The organism is Segniliparus sp. (assembly GCF_051660745.1).
Classification (GTDB): domain Bacteria; phylum Actinomycetota; class Actinomycetes; order Mycobacteriales; family Mycobacteriaceae; genus Segniliparus.
On record NZ_JBOFQF010000034.1, the window covers coordinates 1 to 13865 of the forward strand.

Consider the following 13865-nt stretch of genomic DNA (forward strand, 5'->3'; position numbering starts at 1 on the left):
TCGTAGCCGTACTCGTCGTAGTCCGGCTGGTACCAGCCGGCCCCGAGCCCAAGGATGTGCCGACCGCCGGAAATGTGGTCAATAGTCCGGGCGATATCTGCCAGCAGGTCGGGATTGCGATACCCGATCCCCGTCACCAAAAGGCCGAGCTCGGGCCGGGTCGTCTGCTCGGCCCACGCGGCCAACGCCGTGAGCGGCTCGAAGTTCGGCAGGTCGGGCTGCGGGTCGGCGAGCACCGGCCTGTCGTTCTCGAAGCCGACGACCTCCGGCGGGAAGAAGTGGTCGTAGCCGAGCAGGATGTCCGCGCCTGTCTCCTCGGCGGCTTTGACCTGGTCGCGGACGGCCCCGTAGTCGCTGAACCGGGTGGGCGGGATGAAAAGGCTGATGCGGACTGGGCGGCCCATGGGCTTCCTCGCTGTTCTCGTGGGAGCGGTTGTCGAACTCTGTCCAACCTAGCGCGCTTCCGTGGACAGGGGTTGAGCCCGGGGCGAAACCTCGGCGCGGGGAGCAAAGCTCAGGAGATTGGCTCAGCTCAGTCCGAACTCGAACTGGAACAGGACGAACAACTCGAACAGGAGGAGCTCGAACAGCTCGAGCTGGAAGAGTCCGAGCTGGAGCAGCTTGAGGAATCCGAGCTGGAACAGGACGAGCTGTCGTCCATGAGGCCGGACGACGAGCTGCTGCAATCCGAGCCGCCCGCCCCGCCGAGCAGAGACGACGAAGCGGCTCCGCCCGGCCGCGATTCCCTGGTGGTGAACTTCTTGATCATCCTCGCCGCGAGGGTGAAGCCCCCGAAGAAGACCCCGGCGACGAGGAGCTGGACGATCCAGCCGACCACCTTGTCATGACTCATCGTTCTTCCTCCGTTCCTGGCGCATCGCCAGCCGCCACATCTGCTCGCCGATCCCGACCAGCAGCTCTCGCCTTCCTCGGCGACGAATCCACGCGAACCGTCGCGCGCCGTCCAACACCGCCTGCTCGGCGAGCCAGTCCCGCGCCGAGGGCTCGCCCGCGAGCGAGGCGAGGAATCTCGCCACGTCGTCGTGCGCGCAGCCGGTCCTCGGCCCGGCGAGCGCGTGGCGCGCGAAGGCCTCCGGCCAGCCCGGCAGCTCCGCGAGCCTCGGGCAGGCCCGGAGCGCCTCGTCGCGGCGCTTGCCTGCCAACTGGCGCGCGGCGAGGCGCGTCGTCGCCTGGTCGAAGCCGTCGGGGACCTGGCCCGCGAGGAGCGCGCCGAGCACGTCGCGCTGCCGCGCGGCGAGCCGGGCGCGGGCCTCGTCGAGGTGCTGCGTCATGCGGGAACCGCCTGGCCGCTCGTCGCGCTGCGCCCCGCCGCTTCGCGGACCGCCGCGAGCTCGCGCCCGGTCTCGTCCGGGTCGAAGCACTGGTCGACCTCCAACAGCACGCCGAGGCCCGGCCGCAGCGCCACCGCCTCGGCGACCAACGCCAACACCGGCTCCAACACCGGCCCGCTGTGCGTGTCGAGGTAGCAGCCGCCCTGGATCCGGCCGCCCGCGACGTGCGCGTACGCGACCGCCGCCCACGGCAGCCTGCGCAGCTCTTCGAGCGGGTCGGTCCCCCGCGCCAGCGCGGAGCCGTAGAGGTTCGCGACGTCCACGAGGAGCGAGCAGCCAGTGGCCGCCACAAGCTCGGCGAGGAAGTCCGGCTCGTCGTACTCGTCCTCCGGCCAGCGCAGGTTCGCCGCGATGTTCTCCAGCGCCAGCGGCACGGGCAGCTGGTCCTGGGCCCGGCGCACATTGTCGGCCAGCACCGCGAGCGACTCCCTGGTGCGCGGCGGCGGCACGAGGTGGCCCGCCTCCAACATCCCCGCATGGGGCCCGGACCCGCCCGCCCGGACAAAGGCGACATGCTCGGAGACCAGCGGCGACCGCAGGGCTTCGGCGAGATCGGCGAGGCGGCGCAGTCGGGCCTGGTCCGGCGGCTCGGCCCCGGCGAGGCCGAGGCTCACCCCGTGCGGCACCACCGGCACGCGCCGGTCCGCCAACACGGCCACCGCCTCGGGCAGGCGGTCGGGGCGCAGGTTCTCGGCGACCACCTCGGCGAAGTCGGGCGAACAGCCCGGATCGACCTCGTCCCTCGACATGAAGAGGCCAGCCAGCTCCGCCCGCCAGCCCAGCCCGATCCCCGCGACGCCGCCCACTCGACCTCCTCCAGCTCCGCCGTGCGTTGCCCTTATCTTAGGAGTGCAGGACGACGCTCTCCTCGACGGGGACCCGGCTGGTGCGGAAGCTGTTCGCCGTCGCGCCGGGGTCCGGGCGGCCGAAAGAGATCCCGAAGAGCAGTTTGAACTCGTCCGAGACCCCGAGCGCCTCCCGCACGACGTCGGCGTAGAGGCCGAGCGCGGTCTGCGGGACCCCGGCGAAGCCCTGCGCGGCGAGCGAGAGCAGGAACGTCTGCGCGTACATGCCGATGTCCGCCCCAACGCGCACCCCGTCCCCGACGAGCGGGGTGAACAGGAACGCGACGTGCGGGGCCCCGAAGAACTCGTAGTTGCGCAGCATCAGCTCGCCCCGGCCCGCGAAATCGTCTTTGGCCACGCCCATCGTCTCGTAGTAGCGGCCGCCCTGCTCCCTCACCTTGCGCATCAAATCCTCGTTCCCGCCGTACTTGGGGTCGAAGGTGAAGTCCATGCTCACGCGGCCCTCGCCCGCCGCGCGCAGCAGCTCCCGGCTGAGCTCGTCGCGTTTGGCCCCGGAGACGATGTGCGCCCGCCACGGCTGGCTGTTGCTGTTCGACGGGGACAGCTGCGCGTCTTCGAGCACCGCGCGCAGCTCCGCGTCCGTCAACGGCTCGGCCAAGAAGGCCCGCGTGGAACGTCGGGCGCGCACGGCTGCTGCGAAGTCCAGGATGTCTGCCATAGGAGTTCCTCGCATTCGTTCGACGATGGCAAGAAGTGTATGGCGCGGCTCGACCCGGCTCCGTGGCAGACCGTCCTCTCGGGCGTGGGAATAGACTCTGGCGGATGAGCCAAGCAGCCCCCAAGCGCCCCTACGCGCCAAGGATGCCCGGCGAGCAGCGCCGCGAGCAGATCCTCGACACCGCGCTCGAGCTGATCAACGCCGGGGGGGTCGAGGCGGTCACCGTCGACGCGGTGGCGAAAGCCATCGATGTGACCCGCCCCGTGGTGTACAGCCAGTTCTCCGACGCGAACCACATTCTGCGCGACCTTTTGGAGCGAGAGGGCGAGCAGGCGCTCGCGCAGCTCCGCGGAGTGGTCCCCCCAGATCTGGCGGGCGCCGACCCGGCGGCGGCGCTCACCACGATGACGCGCGAGCTCCTCAAGGCCGTGCAGGAGCGCCCGAGCCGGTGGCGCTCCATCCTCCTGCCCGCCCACGGCGGCTCCCCGCCCGCCTTGCAGAAGTTCAAGAGACAAGCGGAGGCCCTGCTCCTCGACCGCCTCGTCGAGATCCTGCGCGCCTTGCTCGGGGACCGGGCCGACGGCATGGACGTGGAGCTGACCGCCCACGTCCTCTTCCGAGGATGGGAGGAGGCCGGACGGCTCGCGCTCGCCGACCCCGGCGCGTACCCGGTCGAGCGGCTGGCCGCTTTCGCGGGCTCGCTCTTCTCAGCCATATCCCAAGCGCCGAGCACGGCGCCGCAGCCTGTCGAGCCATGATTTCCCCCCGGCAGGCAGACGGCAGAGGTCTTCCGCCAAAACCCAGGCCCCGCCGCCGAGGCCTGCCAGTTCCGGGGCCGCAGCGGGCAGCCAGACCCGCCGCCCCTCGATCACCTCGGCGAGGAACCCGCAGCCGTCCCGCCACCCAAAGCGCAGCCTGTCTGCCTCCCGGTCGAAGAAGGCGACCCTGCCCCCCATCGACAGCACGGCCCTCGGCGCGTCCTCGGGCCTGAGCCACGGCCGCAGCCGTCTGCGGCGCTCGCCCCGCTCGTGCACCCGGACCCTCGCGCAGGGCTGCCTGCGCAGTGCCCGCTCGACGGAGCGCCCCGAGGCGTCCTCGGTGATCAGCCACAGCACCCGGGCGCCCTTGCGCTCCCTGGCCTTGGTGCGCCCGGCAGGTAGAGGTCGGCGTTCGTCGCGTGGTGCTCGGGGATCGCCTCCTGGCCGAGCGCCGCGCACATCCGGCGCAGCCGCTCCTGCATCCAGCGGTGCTGCGCGGACATCGGCCCGCCGCCCGCGCCGGGCCGGGTGAGCGTGTGCGCGCAGTCCGAGCCGGGCCGGTCCGCCAGCCATCTCGTGCCGTGCTGGTTCTGCCGTGCGACGGTGAACGGCGAGCCGCAGCCTGGCTCCGGGCAGACCAGCGCCCCGGACGGCAGCGCACGCATGACCGCCCAGTCCTGCTCGTCGTAGACCCACAACGTCCGAGAGCCCGGCGGATCGCCCCGCAGCCGCGCGAGCTGTTTCGAGGCCCCCTGCGCGCCGCATGGGCCAACGAGCCTCCGCCTCGTCCTCATGCCGACGACGGTACGCGACCGCACCGACACGCAATCTCACCGACAAAACCCGGCCCGGCAAAAATCCCAGACCGCGCAGCGCGGAAAATGCTAGGCTCCCGAAATGACCGCAACAAGCGCAGGAGAATCGAACACTGTCGAGCAGGAACGTCGCGAGAAACTGCGGGACGCGCAGCGCAAAGCCGCCGCGCTCTTCGACGCGATCGCCGACCACGGAATCATCCGCCCCGGCGCGACCGAGACGCAGGCCAGCGAGGCGATCAAGGCGCTCGCCGAAGAGCAGTTCGGGGTGCGCCAGCACTGGCACAAACGGATCGTGCGCGCGGGGGCGAACACGCTCTCCATCGCGAGCGAGAACCCTCCCGAACGCGTGCTGGAGGCCGACGACATCGTGTTCGTCGACCTCGGGCCGGTCTTCGAGGCGTGGGAGGCCGATTTCGGACGGACGTACGTGCTCGGCGACGACCCCGTCAAACACCGGATCGCGGCCGACCTCGGCGCGATCTTCGACGAAAGCCGGGCCTTCTTCCACGCGGCGCCGGAGATCACCGGGGCCGCGCTCTACGATTTCGTCGTGGACCGCTCCCGCGCCCGGGGCTGGGACTTCGCCGGGCAGATCGCCGGGCACCTCATCGGCGAGTTCCCCCACAAACGCCTCGCCAAGAGCGAGCTGCAATGGTACGCCGCGCCCGGATCCGACCTGCCGATGCGCCGCCCGGACCCCTCCGGCCGCGACGCGCACTGGATCTTGGAGGTGCACATCGCCGAGCCCGAGGGCCGTTTCGGGGGCTTCTACGAGGAGCTGCTGGATCTCTGACGGCAGAACGCCATCCCTGTCCTCGCCCCCTCGTGCGAGGACAGGGATGGCGTTCTCCTCGGTCGCAGGGCTTGGCGCCCGCGCCCTTCTGGTTACGCCCGGTCTCGGCCGTAATCGCCTGCGCCGTTGTGCCCCGGCGGATACGGAGAGCCGCCTTGGCCGTCCTCGTCCGTCGAAGGGTTGTACGGCGCGTAGTAGTCGCAGGACTGGCCGACTTCGAAGCGGTACTCGCCCACCGCGTCGGTGATCTGTTGGCGCTGCTCGTCGGCGAGCTCCGCATCGGGTTTGGCGAACCAGCCAAGGAACGTCGCGTTCTTCGCGAGGAACTCGGGCAGATACTTGTCCGCCGCCTCATTGCCCAGCGGTTTGCCGGTCTGGGCAAGGACTTTGCGCAATGCGAGCGCGTCGCCCTGCATGAGTTTGAGCAGGTCTTTCTGCTTGGGCGCGAGGATCTCGGGGGGATCTTGCCGGTTCAGCTCGCCGAACTGGCGGTCCAGCGTGGCGAGCCTGCGGTCGAGGGCGATCAGCCCCCGGCACGCTGCCTCCCCGTCCGGAGGGGCGGCCTGCGCCGCGACAGGCGCGCCGCCCAGCAGCACCAGCCCGACGAGCACGATCGCTCTCCTCATGATGTCTCCTCTGTCCGGTAGCGAGTTTCCTGGCTGGTCAGATCGATGAGACGCCAGGCGCGGCGGGCCGACGTGTCTTGGGGGGCGGAGCATACACGAGGCCCGCCGCAACGAAGCGGATCGCGATCTGAACATCAGGAAGCCCCTGGGATGCGGTGGTTGACGGGTAGCACGACCCAGCTCGGCGAGTTCGGGTCGAGGTCGAGCAACTGCGGGGCGAGCCGCATGTCGTCCATCATCGGCCACGGCGGCAGCGCCTTGGGGAAGTTGCCCGCGAAGACGTCCACCCGCAGGCGGTGTCCGGGCTGCAGGGTCGCGTCGACCGGGACGACCCCGACGTCGATCGGGACGGGCTCGCCCGGCTCCACCCGTCGCCAGTTCTGCGTGTCGAGGACCGGGTAGGGGTCCACGACGGTGCCGTCCGGGAGGCGGGTCGTCTTGGACTCGTCCAGGCCGCGCAGGGACACCACCAGCTGCCCGGTGGAGAGGACGGTGGACTGGCCGTATTCGTCCACGTCGTTGACGGTGACGTCCCAGTAGCCGTCCGACGCCTGTTGCACGGTGTTGAGGCGCACGGCCATCGGGCCGGAGATCACGGTCTGCTCCTCGACGGGGCGGCTGGTGAATGTGAAGCCGTTGAGCTCGGCGATCCGGGAGTCGATGTGGCAGGCGTCGACCCACGCGAGCATCCCGATCGTCTCTTGGTTCATGTCCCGCGAGCACATGTTGGTGAGGCCGAAGGAGATCCAGTGCCCGTTCTCGTCCTCGTCCGGCTGGTCGGCGAGCGAGCCGTCGAGCATGGAGAACGCGGTGGACATCGCCTGCTGCTCCGAGAGGTACAGCTTCTGGTAGTCCATGCCCTTGCGCGGCCACGTGTCGCTGTTGGTCCAGCCGTCGCCCTCGCTGAACACCGTCACGGGCGCGAACTTGTCGATCCCGTTGTCGATCCCCTTGAGCCAGTGGTCGAACCAGGCCCGCGCGAGCACGTCGAGCCGGGGCGGGTTCGGGTACTTCCCGAGCCCCGACCCGGTCGTGAAGTGGTACCAATCGCCCATGACGAGCTTCTTCTCGTCCGGCGGCAGATTCAGCTCGTTGAAGATCCGGGGCTCGGTGTTCGAGAACAGGTCGTGCCAGCCGCCGACCACCAATGTCGGCACGTCGACCTTCGACACGTCGGTGACCAGGTCCTTGCGCCACGGCGAGTCCCGGTCGACGAAGTCGACCAGATCGAGCGGCAACCGCTTCAGGTCGCCCTCCTCCAACACTTTTTCCCGCCAGGGCGAGCCCGTCTTCAGCATGCCGAGCAACGCCTCGCCCGAGCTCGCGCCCGTGTCGGCGCGGCGGCCGATCTCCTGGCGCACCTGCGAGTCCTCGTCCAGCGAGTCCGCGTAGTGGTCTGCGACCTTGTCGAACTCCGGGGTGTTCAGGCCCTGGCTGAGCAGGTCGAGCTTGACGAACAGCTCCTTGCGCCGGTCGTCGGCCCACTGCCAGTCGTAGGCGCCCCCGGCGCTCGCCGAGAGGTCGGGCAGGCTCTTGAGGAAGCTCACCAGGCTCAGCCACGGGGTGAGGAATCCGAATCCGACCCCGCCGCCCGGCGCGCCCGTGTCCGCCATGAGGTCGGAGCTCGGGACGATGGGGAAGAGCGCCTTGAGCCCCTTCGGGCGCAGCGCCGCCGCCTGGAGCTGGTTGATGCCCGAGTAGGAGATCCCGTTCATGCCGACCTTGCCGTCCGACCACGGCTGGTCCGCCGCCCACTCGACGACCTCCTTGTCGTCGAGCTGCTCGCGCCTGCCCAGCACCTGCCAGGTGCCCTGCGAGAAGCCGGTCCCCCGCTGGTCCACCACGACCTGCACGTAGCCGGACTGCACGAGCCTGCGCTGCACCCCGAACTCCTGCAGGAACCCGCTGTTGAGCATCTGCAGCACCTGTTCGAGGCCCTTGAGCCCCGGCGGCATGTACATGTTGCCGAAGTAGTTCCACAGGGCGTCGGAGTAGTACGGCACAGTCAGCGAGTCGAGGAGGGTCGAGACGAGCTTGGTGTAGGGGGTGATGTTCACCAGCACCGGCAGCGGGCCCTCCACCGGGGTCCCGTCGTCGTTGAGCGGGCGGTACACGTTCGCCTTGAGCACGGTTCCGTCGCTCATCGTGATCGGCACGTCCCAGTCGATCCCCACGTTCGTGTACGGCAAGTCGTCCATCGCCGTGTCGTACCACTGGTTCTCCATGTCCCCCAGCGTGAACTGGCCGGGGTGGGCCGGGTCGTTGAAGTCTGGAGCGGACGGCCCCTCCTCATCTGCCGCCGTCTCGTCCGAGCCGTCGCCGCCCGGCTGCGGGGCCCGCAGCCGCGCCTCCTGGTCCCGCTGCGTCTTGTCCGACAGGCCCGCCACGGCCATGTCGTCGCCGTCCGGCTCCGCCGCCGCCACGGTCGCGCCCTCCGAGACAAGGCCGCTGCCCTGGAACGAGGAGATCGTCGCGAAACCGGAGTCGTCCGCCGAGGACGGCGCGGCGGAGGCGAGCCACGCCCCGAAAGCCAAGCTCCCGCCCACAAACCCGGCGCCGAGCCAGCGGGCCCGGCCTCGCGAAGCCTTTCGGTCCATAGAGCCGCCTCCATCTCGAAGGATCGTGGTTGTGATGCTACCGTCTGGTAACAAAGCAATGTGCTGCCGCCAATGATAACAAATGAATAGCGATTCACTTCACAATACGGCCACAAAGTGCCTCCGGTCCGCCCCAGCGACGAAAAGGGCCTCCGGCGAGCGAGCTCGCCGGAGGCCCTTTTCGGGTCGGATGTGTCTTTAGGCGGCGGACCAACGCGGGTCGCGCCCGGTGAAGGCGATGAGCTTGACCAAGGCCGGGGCGTCCTCGGCGACCGGGACCTCGGCCGCGAACATGTTGCCATCGCGCAGCTCCGGGCGGATGATGCCCCGCGCCGCGCCGAGGGCGAACTCCGTCAACGCCTCCGTCGGCGCGATCTGGCCCCCGACCGCCGTCGCGAAGTCCCAGGCGTGGACGAGGAACTCCATGGTGAGGATGAAGGAGGGAACCACGGCGGGCACCTCGCCGAAGGGCAGAACGGCCGTGCCGTCCAGCCCGCGCGCCTGCCACGCCGCGAGCGCCGCCTGGCCGGCGGGGACCAGCTGGTCCTCCAGAGAGCCCTCGGCCGGGACGTCGATCTCGGCGCCCGCCGCGCCGCCGAGCAGCTTCACCGAGCCGGAGAGGTGCTCGGCGAGCTGGGCCACGGTGAACTTCGCGTTCGGGGTCGGCCTGTCGAGGTCGGCCTCGCCCACGCGGGTCAAGGCCGCCCGCAGCACGTCGAGGGCGTCGCCCGCCGCGCCGAGCGGGGAGAGTTGGAGGGAATCAGCGGACATCGAGAACGCTCCTAGGCTGTCTGTCAGAAGGCGGGCCGGTCGGCCCGCGGTCACCCTAGCCCCTGTTCCTGGGGGTGCCGCAACCGGTCGACCAGACCCGCCGCCGCACGGTCGAGCCCCCAGCCGAACAGCATCCCCAACGCGATGGAGAAGACCGCCAACACGGCCGACAGCAACGCCCGCGCGCCGCCCCCGCCGGTGGTGACGACCTCGCCGACGCTCACGAACGAGAGCGCTCCCGGCACCAAGAACCAGAACGCCGCGAGCATGAGCACCATCGCGGGCGGCACGCCTTTGAAACGCGCGATGATCTGCGCGAACGGCACGACAACCAGCGCGCCGAAGAAGCCCGCCAGCATCGGGTCGACATATCTGCCGCCGAGCTGCTGCCCAACGAGCGCCACCAGCATCGTGGCCGCGATCGGCGGCAACGCCCCTTTCGGCGCGGACTTGTACAGGGAGAACCCGAGCGCCGCGACGACCGTCCCGAGGTACGGGGCCCACTGGCCGAGCTGGGCGTTGGGGTGCGAAGGGGAGAGCGGGCCCGCGATCCGCGCCCCGACCACCACCCCGAACGCGAGCAGCAACAGCTGTGCCGCGCCGTACATGAGCCGGGCCGAGCCGGAGATCACTTGGATGCTGGTGAGCTCCACCGCCCCGATCGCGAGGGTCATCCCCGGCAGCACGCTGATCAGGGCCGGGGCGAGCACGCGGAGCAGCCCGTCCCCCGCCGCGCCTGCCAGATACCAGGTGGTCAGGACGGTCGCGATGATCGCCGCCAACGGAGGCAGGACCGTGCTCGCCGAGGGGAGCCATCTGCCGATCAAGAGCACGAGCCCGACGATGCCGCCGAGCAGCGCGTACGCGGGCAGCCCGGCCAGCGTCGGCTGGAGCGCGAGGCCGAAGCCGAGGGTGAGGATCATATGGCCGACCACGGTGAGGGCGGGCCCGAACCGAGGGGACCAGCTGCGCACCGCCCGCACCTGGGCGATGACCTGCGGGGGCGTGATCGCCCGCGCTTTGGCCAGCTGGACCAGCGTGTCGATACGCCCCGCCTGGTCCAGCTGCGCGGTGGCCCTAGAGGGCTCGTCGATCTGCGTCTTGGTGGCGAGCACGCTGTCGAGCTGGACGATCAAATAGGTCGGGAAGACGAGCACGCGCAGCTCGTGACCGGTGTACGCCTTGCTGATCGCCCGGAGGTCCGCCTCGACGAGGTTCGTCGGCTGCCCGGTCTCGACCATCGCAACGCCCAACAGGCGCAGCATCGTGAGGATCTCCTCGTCCGGGTACGACTCCGAGTCCACCAGCGGCACGGGCCGGTCCTTGCGGGCCGCGCGCCAGAGCTTTCCAGCCTGTCGGCGCAATCCGGCGAACGTCGTCACCGGACATTCATATCCCATCGCGCGCCCCGCCGCCGCACAGGATGGCAGACTGGACAGGAACCGAAGGAGGAGAGATGAGAGTCGCGGTGTACTGCGGGGCGAGCGCGGGGGCCGATCCGGCGTACGCGCGGGCGGCGGCCGACTTCGCGGTCGACCTGGTCCGGGCCGGCGCGGAGATCGTGTACGGCGGCGGGCACAAGGGCCTCATGGGCGTGGTCGCGGACGCGGCGCTCGCGGCGGGCGGGCGCGTCCACGGCGTCATCCCGTCCAGCCTGGTCGACAAAGAGCTCGCGCACCCGGGCCTCACGTCGCAACGCGTGGTCGACACCATGTACCGGCGCAAACAGCTCATGCTGGAGCTCGCGGACGCGGCGGTCGCCCTCCCCGGCGGCCTCGGCACGCTCGACGAGCTCTTCGACGTGTGGGGGTCCGCGCAGCTCGCGCTGCACCCCAAACCCGTCGGAGTGCTCAACGTGAACGGTTTCTGGACGAGCCTGCTCACCGCTGTCCGTGGCGTCTTGGAGTCCGGATTCATCGCCGAGCGCAGCTACGACCTGCTCATCGTCGCCGAAAGCGCGCAGGAATACCTGGAGAAAGCCAAGGCCTTCGCACATCCCGGCGGACGCTGGTAGCTAGCCCTCTTCGGCCAGCGCGGCGAGCTCGGGCCCCGAGAGCCGGTAGGTGGTCCACTCGTCCTGCGCCTTCGCGCCGATGGACTCGTAGAACCCGATCGCCGGGGCGTTCCAGTCGAGCACCTGCCACGAGAGCCGGGACCAGCCGTTGCGGACGCATTCTTGGGAGAGGGCGACGAGCAGCGCCTTGCCGAGGCCCGAGCCCCGGTGCTCGGGGCGGACATAGAGGTCTTCCAGGTAGATCCCGTGCACGCCGTCCCAGGTGGAGTAGTTGAGGAACCAGATCGCCATGCCTGCGACCTCGCCGTCCACTTCGCCACGGGGCTCGTCCGGCCGCGGCTCCTCCTTCGTCGTCACCACGACGTGCGCGTACAGCGCGACATGCTCGCCGAACAGCGCCGCGCGCAGCTGCTCCTCGGTGAGATGGCACAGCTCGGGGGCCTTCTCGTAGGCGGCGAGGTCGTGGACCATCGCGCGCATCGCGGGCACGTCCTCCAGCCTCGCCCTGCGGATCACCGCCGTGTCGTCCGTCATCCTGCTCCTTCCTCCACACCCTGCAGCAGGGCGCGCAGCGCCGCTCTCGGCACGTCGCCGGCCAGGCTTTCGCCGAGATCCGCGCCCCAGCCCTGCGTCGCGGCCAATATTTCCGCGACCCAGGCGCGGGCCTCGTTTTTCGTGAGCCCCTCCTTTGCCAGGATGCGCGCCTCGCGCAGGACGTTCTTCACCTTGCCGTGGGGCCTGCTCAACGCCAGTCCGCGCGCGTTCGGCTCCACGACGGCGGCCGCCTCCACGATCGCGCTCGCCGAGTCGGGGACAGATTTACGGAACCGCACGTTCCATTTCCCCGCGACATCCGCGACGAGCCGCGCCTGCGAGTCCGCCGTGCGCAGGTCGGGGTGGTTGTTGTCCACCAGGAACGACAGCTGCTCGCCGTCCTCCCACAGCAGCGCGCGGAACAGCGCCGACGAATCGGCGCCTCGCAAATCGACACCGCGCGAATCGACGGCCCCGCCGTCCGCGTTCGACTCGACGGACTGGCGGCCGTGGGTGTAGATCGCCCTCGGCGCCGCGCTCACGGCCCGCCCGACCCGCTTCGCCGCGCTCGGCGCGAAGCGCAGCACATACCAGTCGCTGGCGCCGCCGATGGCCTGCGCGCCGTGGTAGCGGTTGAAATCCGGGATCAGCTCCTCGACGAGGCAGTCAAGGCCGAGGACCGCTTTCTGCACGGCGAGCCCGAGCGCGGGCTGGTCCTCCCCGTACCCATACGCCAAGAGCCCTCGGCCATGCGCGAGGTCCCGCAGGCCCTGCGCGCCCCTCGCGCAGAACAACGCCACGCCCTCGGGCGTGTACGGCGGGTCGGCGACGAACACGTCCGCCCAGCCTTCGAGGTCGACGGGGAACCGCTGCCGCAGGTCGGCGTGGCGCACCCGGAAGCTCGCAGCCAGCCCGTCGGCGCTTGGGACAGGGCGCAGCGCGTGCAGCTCCGCGGCCAAAAACTCCACGAGCGGCTCGGACACGTCCACGACGGCGATCTCCGCCTGCGGGCACAGCCGCGCCAGCGCGAGGCTGGTGAGGTCGTGGTCGCCGACGAACAGGACGCGGAGGCCCGTCGTCTCGAAACGGCGCGCGATCCACGCCGCCCGCGCCACGGCGGTCTTGGCCGTCGCGGCGACATGGTCGAGGTCCGTGTTCGGCTTCGGGCACCGCGCCCGTGCCTCGCGCAGGCTCAGGACCAGCTCCGGATCCGGCTGCGGACGAGTGGTCCCGCCGAGGACCGCCGCGTACTCGTCGCGCGCGCTCGGGACCAAAGCCCACCGCGCCGAGGCCCCCGCCCCGCTTGAGACGACGACATCCTCCCCCGCCGTGCGGATGAGCTCCTCGACGCCGCGACGGGAGAGCGCCGAGGCTTCGACGAGCTCTTGGAGGCTGGCCTCGCCCGACCAGAGGCGCGCCAGCGCGGCGACGTGCTGCCGGTTCGAAGCCGTCCGGCGCGCGAGCAGGGAAACGACCTCAGCCAGCGCCACGGACCGCGCCCCTCGGCCGAGCCCGGTCTCCCGACTGCTCTCGACTGGCCTCCACGAGGTCCTCCCTCGCCCTGGCCACCCGCGAGCGCACCGTGCCGACCGGGCAGTCGCACACCGCCGCGACCTCCGCGTACGAGAGGCCGAGGACCTGGGTGAGCACCAGCGCCTCGCGCCGCTCCGGAGCCAGGCCTGCCAGCAGGATCTTGACCAGCGCCAACTCCATCTGGGCCGAATGCTCTGCGACTTCCCTGCGGCGCACGGACGGCGCGAGCGCGGGGTCCGCCCCCGGAGCCGTCCTCGGCCTCGCCACGGCGGAGCGGATCTGGTCGACCACGACCCGGCGCGCGATGGAGAGCAGCCAGACTTTGCCGCCCGAGCGGCCCTCGAACCGGGCGATGCTGGTCACCGCCCGCAAATACGTCTCTTGCGCGAGGTCGTCCGCCTGCGCGGGGTCCGTCAAATGCGCGAGGAAGCGCCACACGTCCCGTTGGGTCTCGGCGACGAACGCGGCGAACGCCTTGCGGTCGCCGCGCGCGGCCGAAAGGGCGAGGGCGGTGGTCCGGTCTTCGCCATCGCCGTTCGACATGG

The 13865-nt window shown here is 70.6% G+C and carries 17 protein-coding genes; 4 read left to right on the forward strand and 13 right to left on the reverse strand.

Going from position 1 to position 13865, the window contains the following annotated elements; genetic code table 11:
• A partial coding sequence (locus ACRC20_RS11295) for an LLM class flavin-dependent oxidoreductase (protein ID WP_438686477.1) occupies positions 1–404 on the reverse strand: 404 nt, incomplete at its 3' end.
• Positions 405–476: 72 nt separating this feature from the next.
• On the opposite strand from ACRC20_RS11295, the gene ACRC20_RS11300 reads away from it, so the two are divergent.
• A complete protein-coding gene (locus tag ACRC20_RS11300) occupies positions 477–848 on the forward strand; it encodes a hypothetical protein (RefSeq protein WP_438686478.1) in 372 nt (123 codons plus the stop codon).
• Here the strand turns inward: ACRC20_RS11300 and ACRC20_RS11305 are convergent.
• The 3 genes from ACRC20_RS11305 to ACRC20_RS11315 are packed head-to-tail and all read right to left on the reverse strand — an operon-like array spanning position 843 to position 2876.
• Positions 843–1292 (reverse strand): hypothetical protein, encoded by a 450-nt coding sequence (locus tag ACRC20_RS11305; RefSeq protein WP_438686479.1) that lies wholly within the window; start codon positions 1290–1292, stop codon positions 843–845. The two genes, ACRC20_RS11300 and ACRC20_RS11305, sit on opposite strands and share 6 nt — an antisense overlap.
• On the reverse strand, positions 1289–2158 hold the full coding sequence (locus tag ACRC20_RS11310; protein ID WP_438686480.1) for a DUF692 domain-containing protein: 870 nt from the start codon (positions 2156–2158) through the stop codon (positions 1289–1291). The genes ACRC20_RS11305 and ACRC20_RS11310 overlap by 4 nt, the downstream gene beginning before the upstream one ends.
• 37 nt (positions 2159–2195) lie before the next feature.
• The gene (locus ACRC20_RS11315; RefSeq protein ID WP_438686481.1) at positions 2196–2876 is read right to left on the reverse strand and encodes a nitroreductase; all 681 of its coding nucleotides are present in this window, start codon (positions 2874–2876) and stop codon (positions 2196–2198) included.
• Positions 2877–2980: 104 nt separating this feature from the next.
• On the opposite strand from ACRC20_RS11315, the gene ACRC20_RS11320 reads away from it, so the two are divergent.
• Positions 2981–3634 (forward strand): TetR/AcrR family transcriptional regulator, encoded by a 654-nt coding sequence (locus ACRC20_RS11320; protein WP_438686482.1) that lies wholly within the window; start codon positions 2981–2983, stop codon positions 3632–3634.
• Here ACRC20_RS11320 and ACRC20_RS11325 read toward each other — a convergent pair.
• Positions 3584–3991 (reverse strand): hypothetical protein, encoded by a 408-nt coding sequence (locus ACRC20_RS11325; protein WP_438686483.1) that lies wholly within the window; start codon positions 3989–3991, stop codon positions 3584–3586. The two genes, ACRC20_RS11320 and ACRC20_RS11325, sit on opposite strands and share 51 nt — an antisense overlap.
• Positions 3979–4428 carry a hypothetical protein gene (locus ACRC20_RS11330; RefSeq protein ID WP_438686484.1) on the reverse strand — a complete coding sequence of 150 codons (450 nt, stop codon included), beginning with the start codon at positions 4426–4428 and terminating at the stop codon, positions 3979–3981. The genes ACRC20_RS11325 and ACRC20_RS11330 overlap by 13 nt, the downstream gene beginning before the upstream one ends.
• A 103-nt stretch (positions 4429–4531) precedes the next feature.
• On the opposite strand from ACRC20_RS11330, the gene ACRC20_RS11335 reads away from it, so the two are divergent.
• Entirely contained in the window at positions 4532–5245 is a 714-nt protein-coding gene (locus ACRC20_RS11335; protein ID WP_438686485.1) for a M24 family metallopeptidase, read from the forward strand.
• 92 nt (positions 5246–5337) lie between these two features.
• On the opposite strand, the gene ACRC20_RS11340 is transcribed toward ACRC20_RS11335, so the two are convergent.
• From ACRC20_RS11340 to ACRC20_RS11355, 4 genes are all read right to left on the reverse strand, one after another.
• A complete protein-coding gene (locus ACRC20_RS11340) occupies positions 5338–5871 on the reverse strand; it encodes a hypothetical protein (RefSeq protein WP_438686486.1) in 534 nt (177 codons plus the stop codon).
• 134 nt (positions 5872–6005) lie between these two features.
• The gene (locus ACRC20_RS11345; RefSeq protein WP_438686487.1) at positions 6006–8468 is read right to left on the reverse strand and encodes a CocE/NonD family hydrolase; all 2463 of its coding nucleotides are present in this window, start codon (positions 8466–8468) and stop codon (positions 6006–6008) included.
• A 198-nt stretch (positions 8469–8666) separates the two neighbouring features.
• Positions 8667–9239 carry a TIGR03086 family metal-binding protein gene (locus tag ACRC20_RS11350; RefSeq protein ID WP_438686488.1) on the reverse strand — a complete coding sequence of 191 codons (573 nt, stop codon included), beginning with the start codon at positions 9237–9239 and terminating at the stop codon, positions 8667–8669.
• A gap of 50 nt (positions 9240–9289) precedes the next feature.
• Positions 9290–10621, reverse strand: a complete 1332-nt coding sequence (locus ACRC20_RS11355) for a threonine/serine ThrE exporter family protein (protein ID WP_438686489.1) — start codon at positions 10619–10621, stop codon at positions 9290–9292.
• 74 nt (positions 10622–10695) lie between these two features.
• Between ACRC20_RS11355 and ACRC20_RS11360 the strand changes: the two genes are divergently transcribed.
• The gene (locus tag ACRC20_RS11360) at positions 10696–11253 is read left to right on the forward strand and encodes a TIGR00730 family Rossman fold protein (protein ID WP_438686490.1); all 558 of its coding nucleotides are present in this window, start codon (positions 10696–10698) and stop codon (positions 11251–11253) included.
• Here ACRC20_RS11360 and ACRC20_RS11365 read toward each other — a convergent pair whose 3' ends face one another.
• From ACRC20_RS11365 to ACRC20_RS11375, 3 genes are read right to left on the reverse strand one after another with little or no spacing between them, the layout of a single operon-like run.
• Complete coding sequence (locus ACRC20_RS11365) at positions 11254–11787, reverse strand: GNAT family N-acetyltransferase (protein ID WP_438686491.1); 534 nt, start codon at positions 11785–11787, stop codon at positions 11254–11256.
• Positions 11784–13277 carry a bis-aminopropyl spermidine synthase family protein gene (locus ACRC20_RS11370; protein ID WP_438686492.1) on the reverse strand — a complete coding sequence of 498 codons (1494 nt, stop codon included), beginning with the start codon at positions 13275–13277 and terminating at the stop codon, positions 11784–11786. Before ACRC20_RS11370 ends, ACRC20_RS11365 begins: the two co-directional genes overlap by 4 nt.
• Entirely contained in the window at positions 13264–13863 is a 600-nt protein-coding gene (locus ACRC20_RS11375; protein ID WP_438686493.1) for a sigma-70 family RNA polymerase sigma factor, read from the reverse strand. The genes ACRC20_RS11370 and ACRC20_RS11375 overlap by 14 nt, the downstream gene beginning before the upstream one ends.
• Positions 13864–13865: the final 2 nt, after the last annotated feature.

What these genes read in the sequence shown, in the direction of transcription:
- ACRC20_RS11320 (WP_438686482.1), top strand. Translation starts at nt 2,981, where the DNA reads ATGAGCCAAGCAGCCCCCAAGCGCCCCTACGCGCCAAGGATGCCCGGC.
- ACRC20_RS11315 (WP_438686481.1), bottom strand. Translation starts at nt 2,876, where the DNA reads ATGGCAGACATCCTGGACTTCGCAGCAGCCGTGCGCGCCCGACGTTCC.
- ACRC20_RS11375 (WP_438686493.1), bottom strand. Translation starts at nt 13,863, where the DNA reads ATGTCGAACGGCGATGGCGAAGACCGGACCACCGCCCTCGCCCTTTCG.
- ACRC20_RS11345 (WP_438686487.1), bottom strand. Translation starts at nt 8,468, where the DNA reads ATGGACCGAAAGGCTTCGCGAGGCCGGGCCCGCTGGCTCGGCGCCGGG.
- ACRC20_RS11350 (WP_438686488.1), bottom strand. Translation starts at nt 9,239, where the DNA reads ATGTCCGCTGATTCCCTCCAACTCTCCCCGCTCGGCGCGGCGGGCGAC.
- ACRC20_RS11330 (WP_438686484.1), bottom strand. Translation starts at nt 4,428, where the DNA reads ATGAGGACGAGGCGGAGGCTCGTTGGCCCATGCGGCGCGCAGGGGGCC.
- ACRC20_RS11335 (WP_438686485.1), top strand. Translation starts at nt 4,532, where the DNA reads ATGACCGCAACAAGCGCAGGAGAATCGAACACTGTCGAGCAGGAACGT.
- ACRC20_RS11340 (WP_438686486.1), bottom strand. Translation starts at nt 5,871, where the DNA reads ATGAGGAGAGCGATCGTGCTCGTCGGGCTGGTGCTGCTGGGCGGCGCG.
- ACRC20_RS11365 (WP_438686491.1), bottom strand. Translation starts at nt 11,787, where the DNA reads ATGACGGACGACACGGCGGTGATCCGCAGGGCGAGGCTGGAGGACGTG.
- ACRC20_RS11305 (WP_438686479.1), bottom strand. Translation starts at nt 1,292, where the DNA reads ATGACGCAGCACCTCGACGAGGCCCGCGCCCGGCTCGCCGCGCGGCAG.
- ACRC20_RS11360 (WP_438686490.1), top strand. Translation starts at nt 10,696, where the DNA reads ATGAGAGTCGCGGTGTACTGCGGGGCGAGCGCGGGGGCCGATCCGGCG.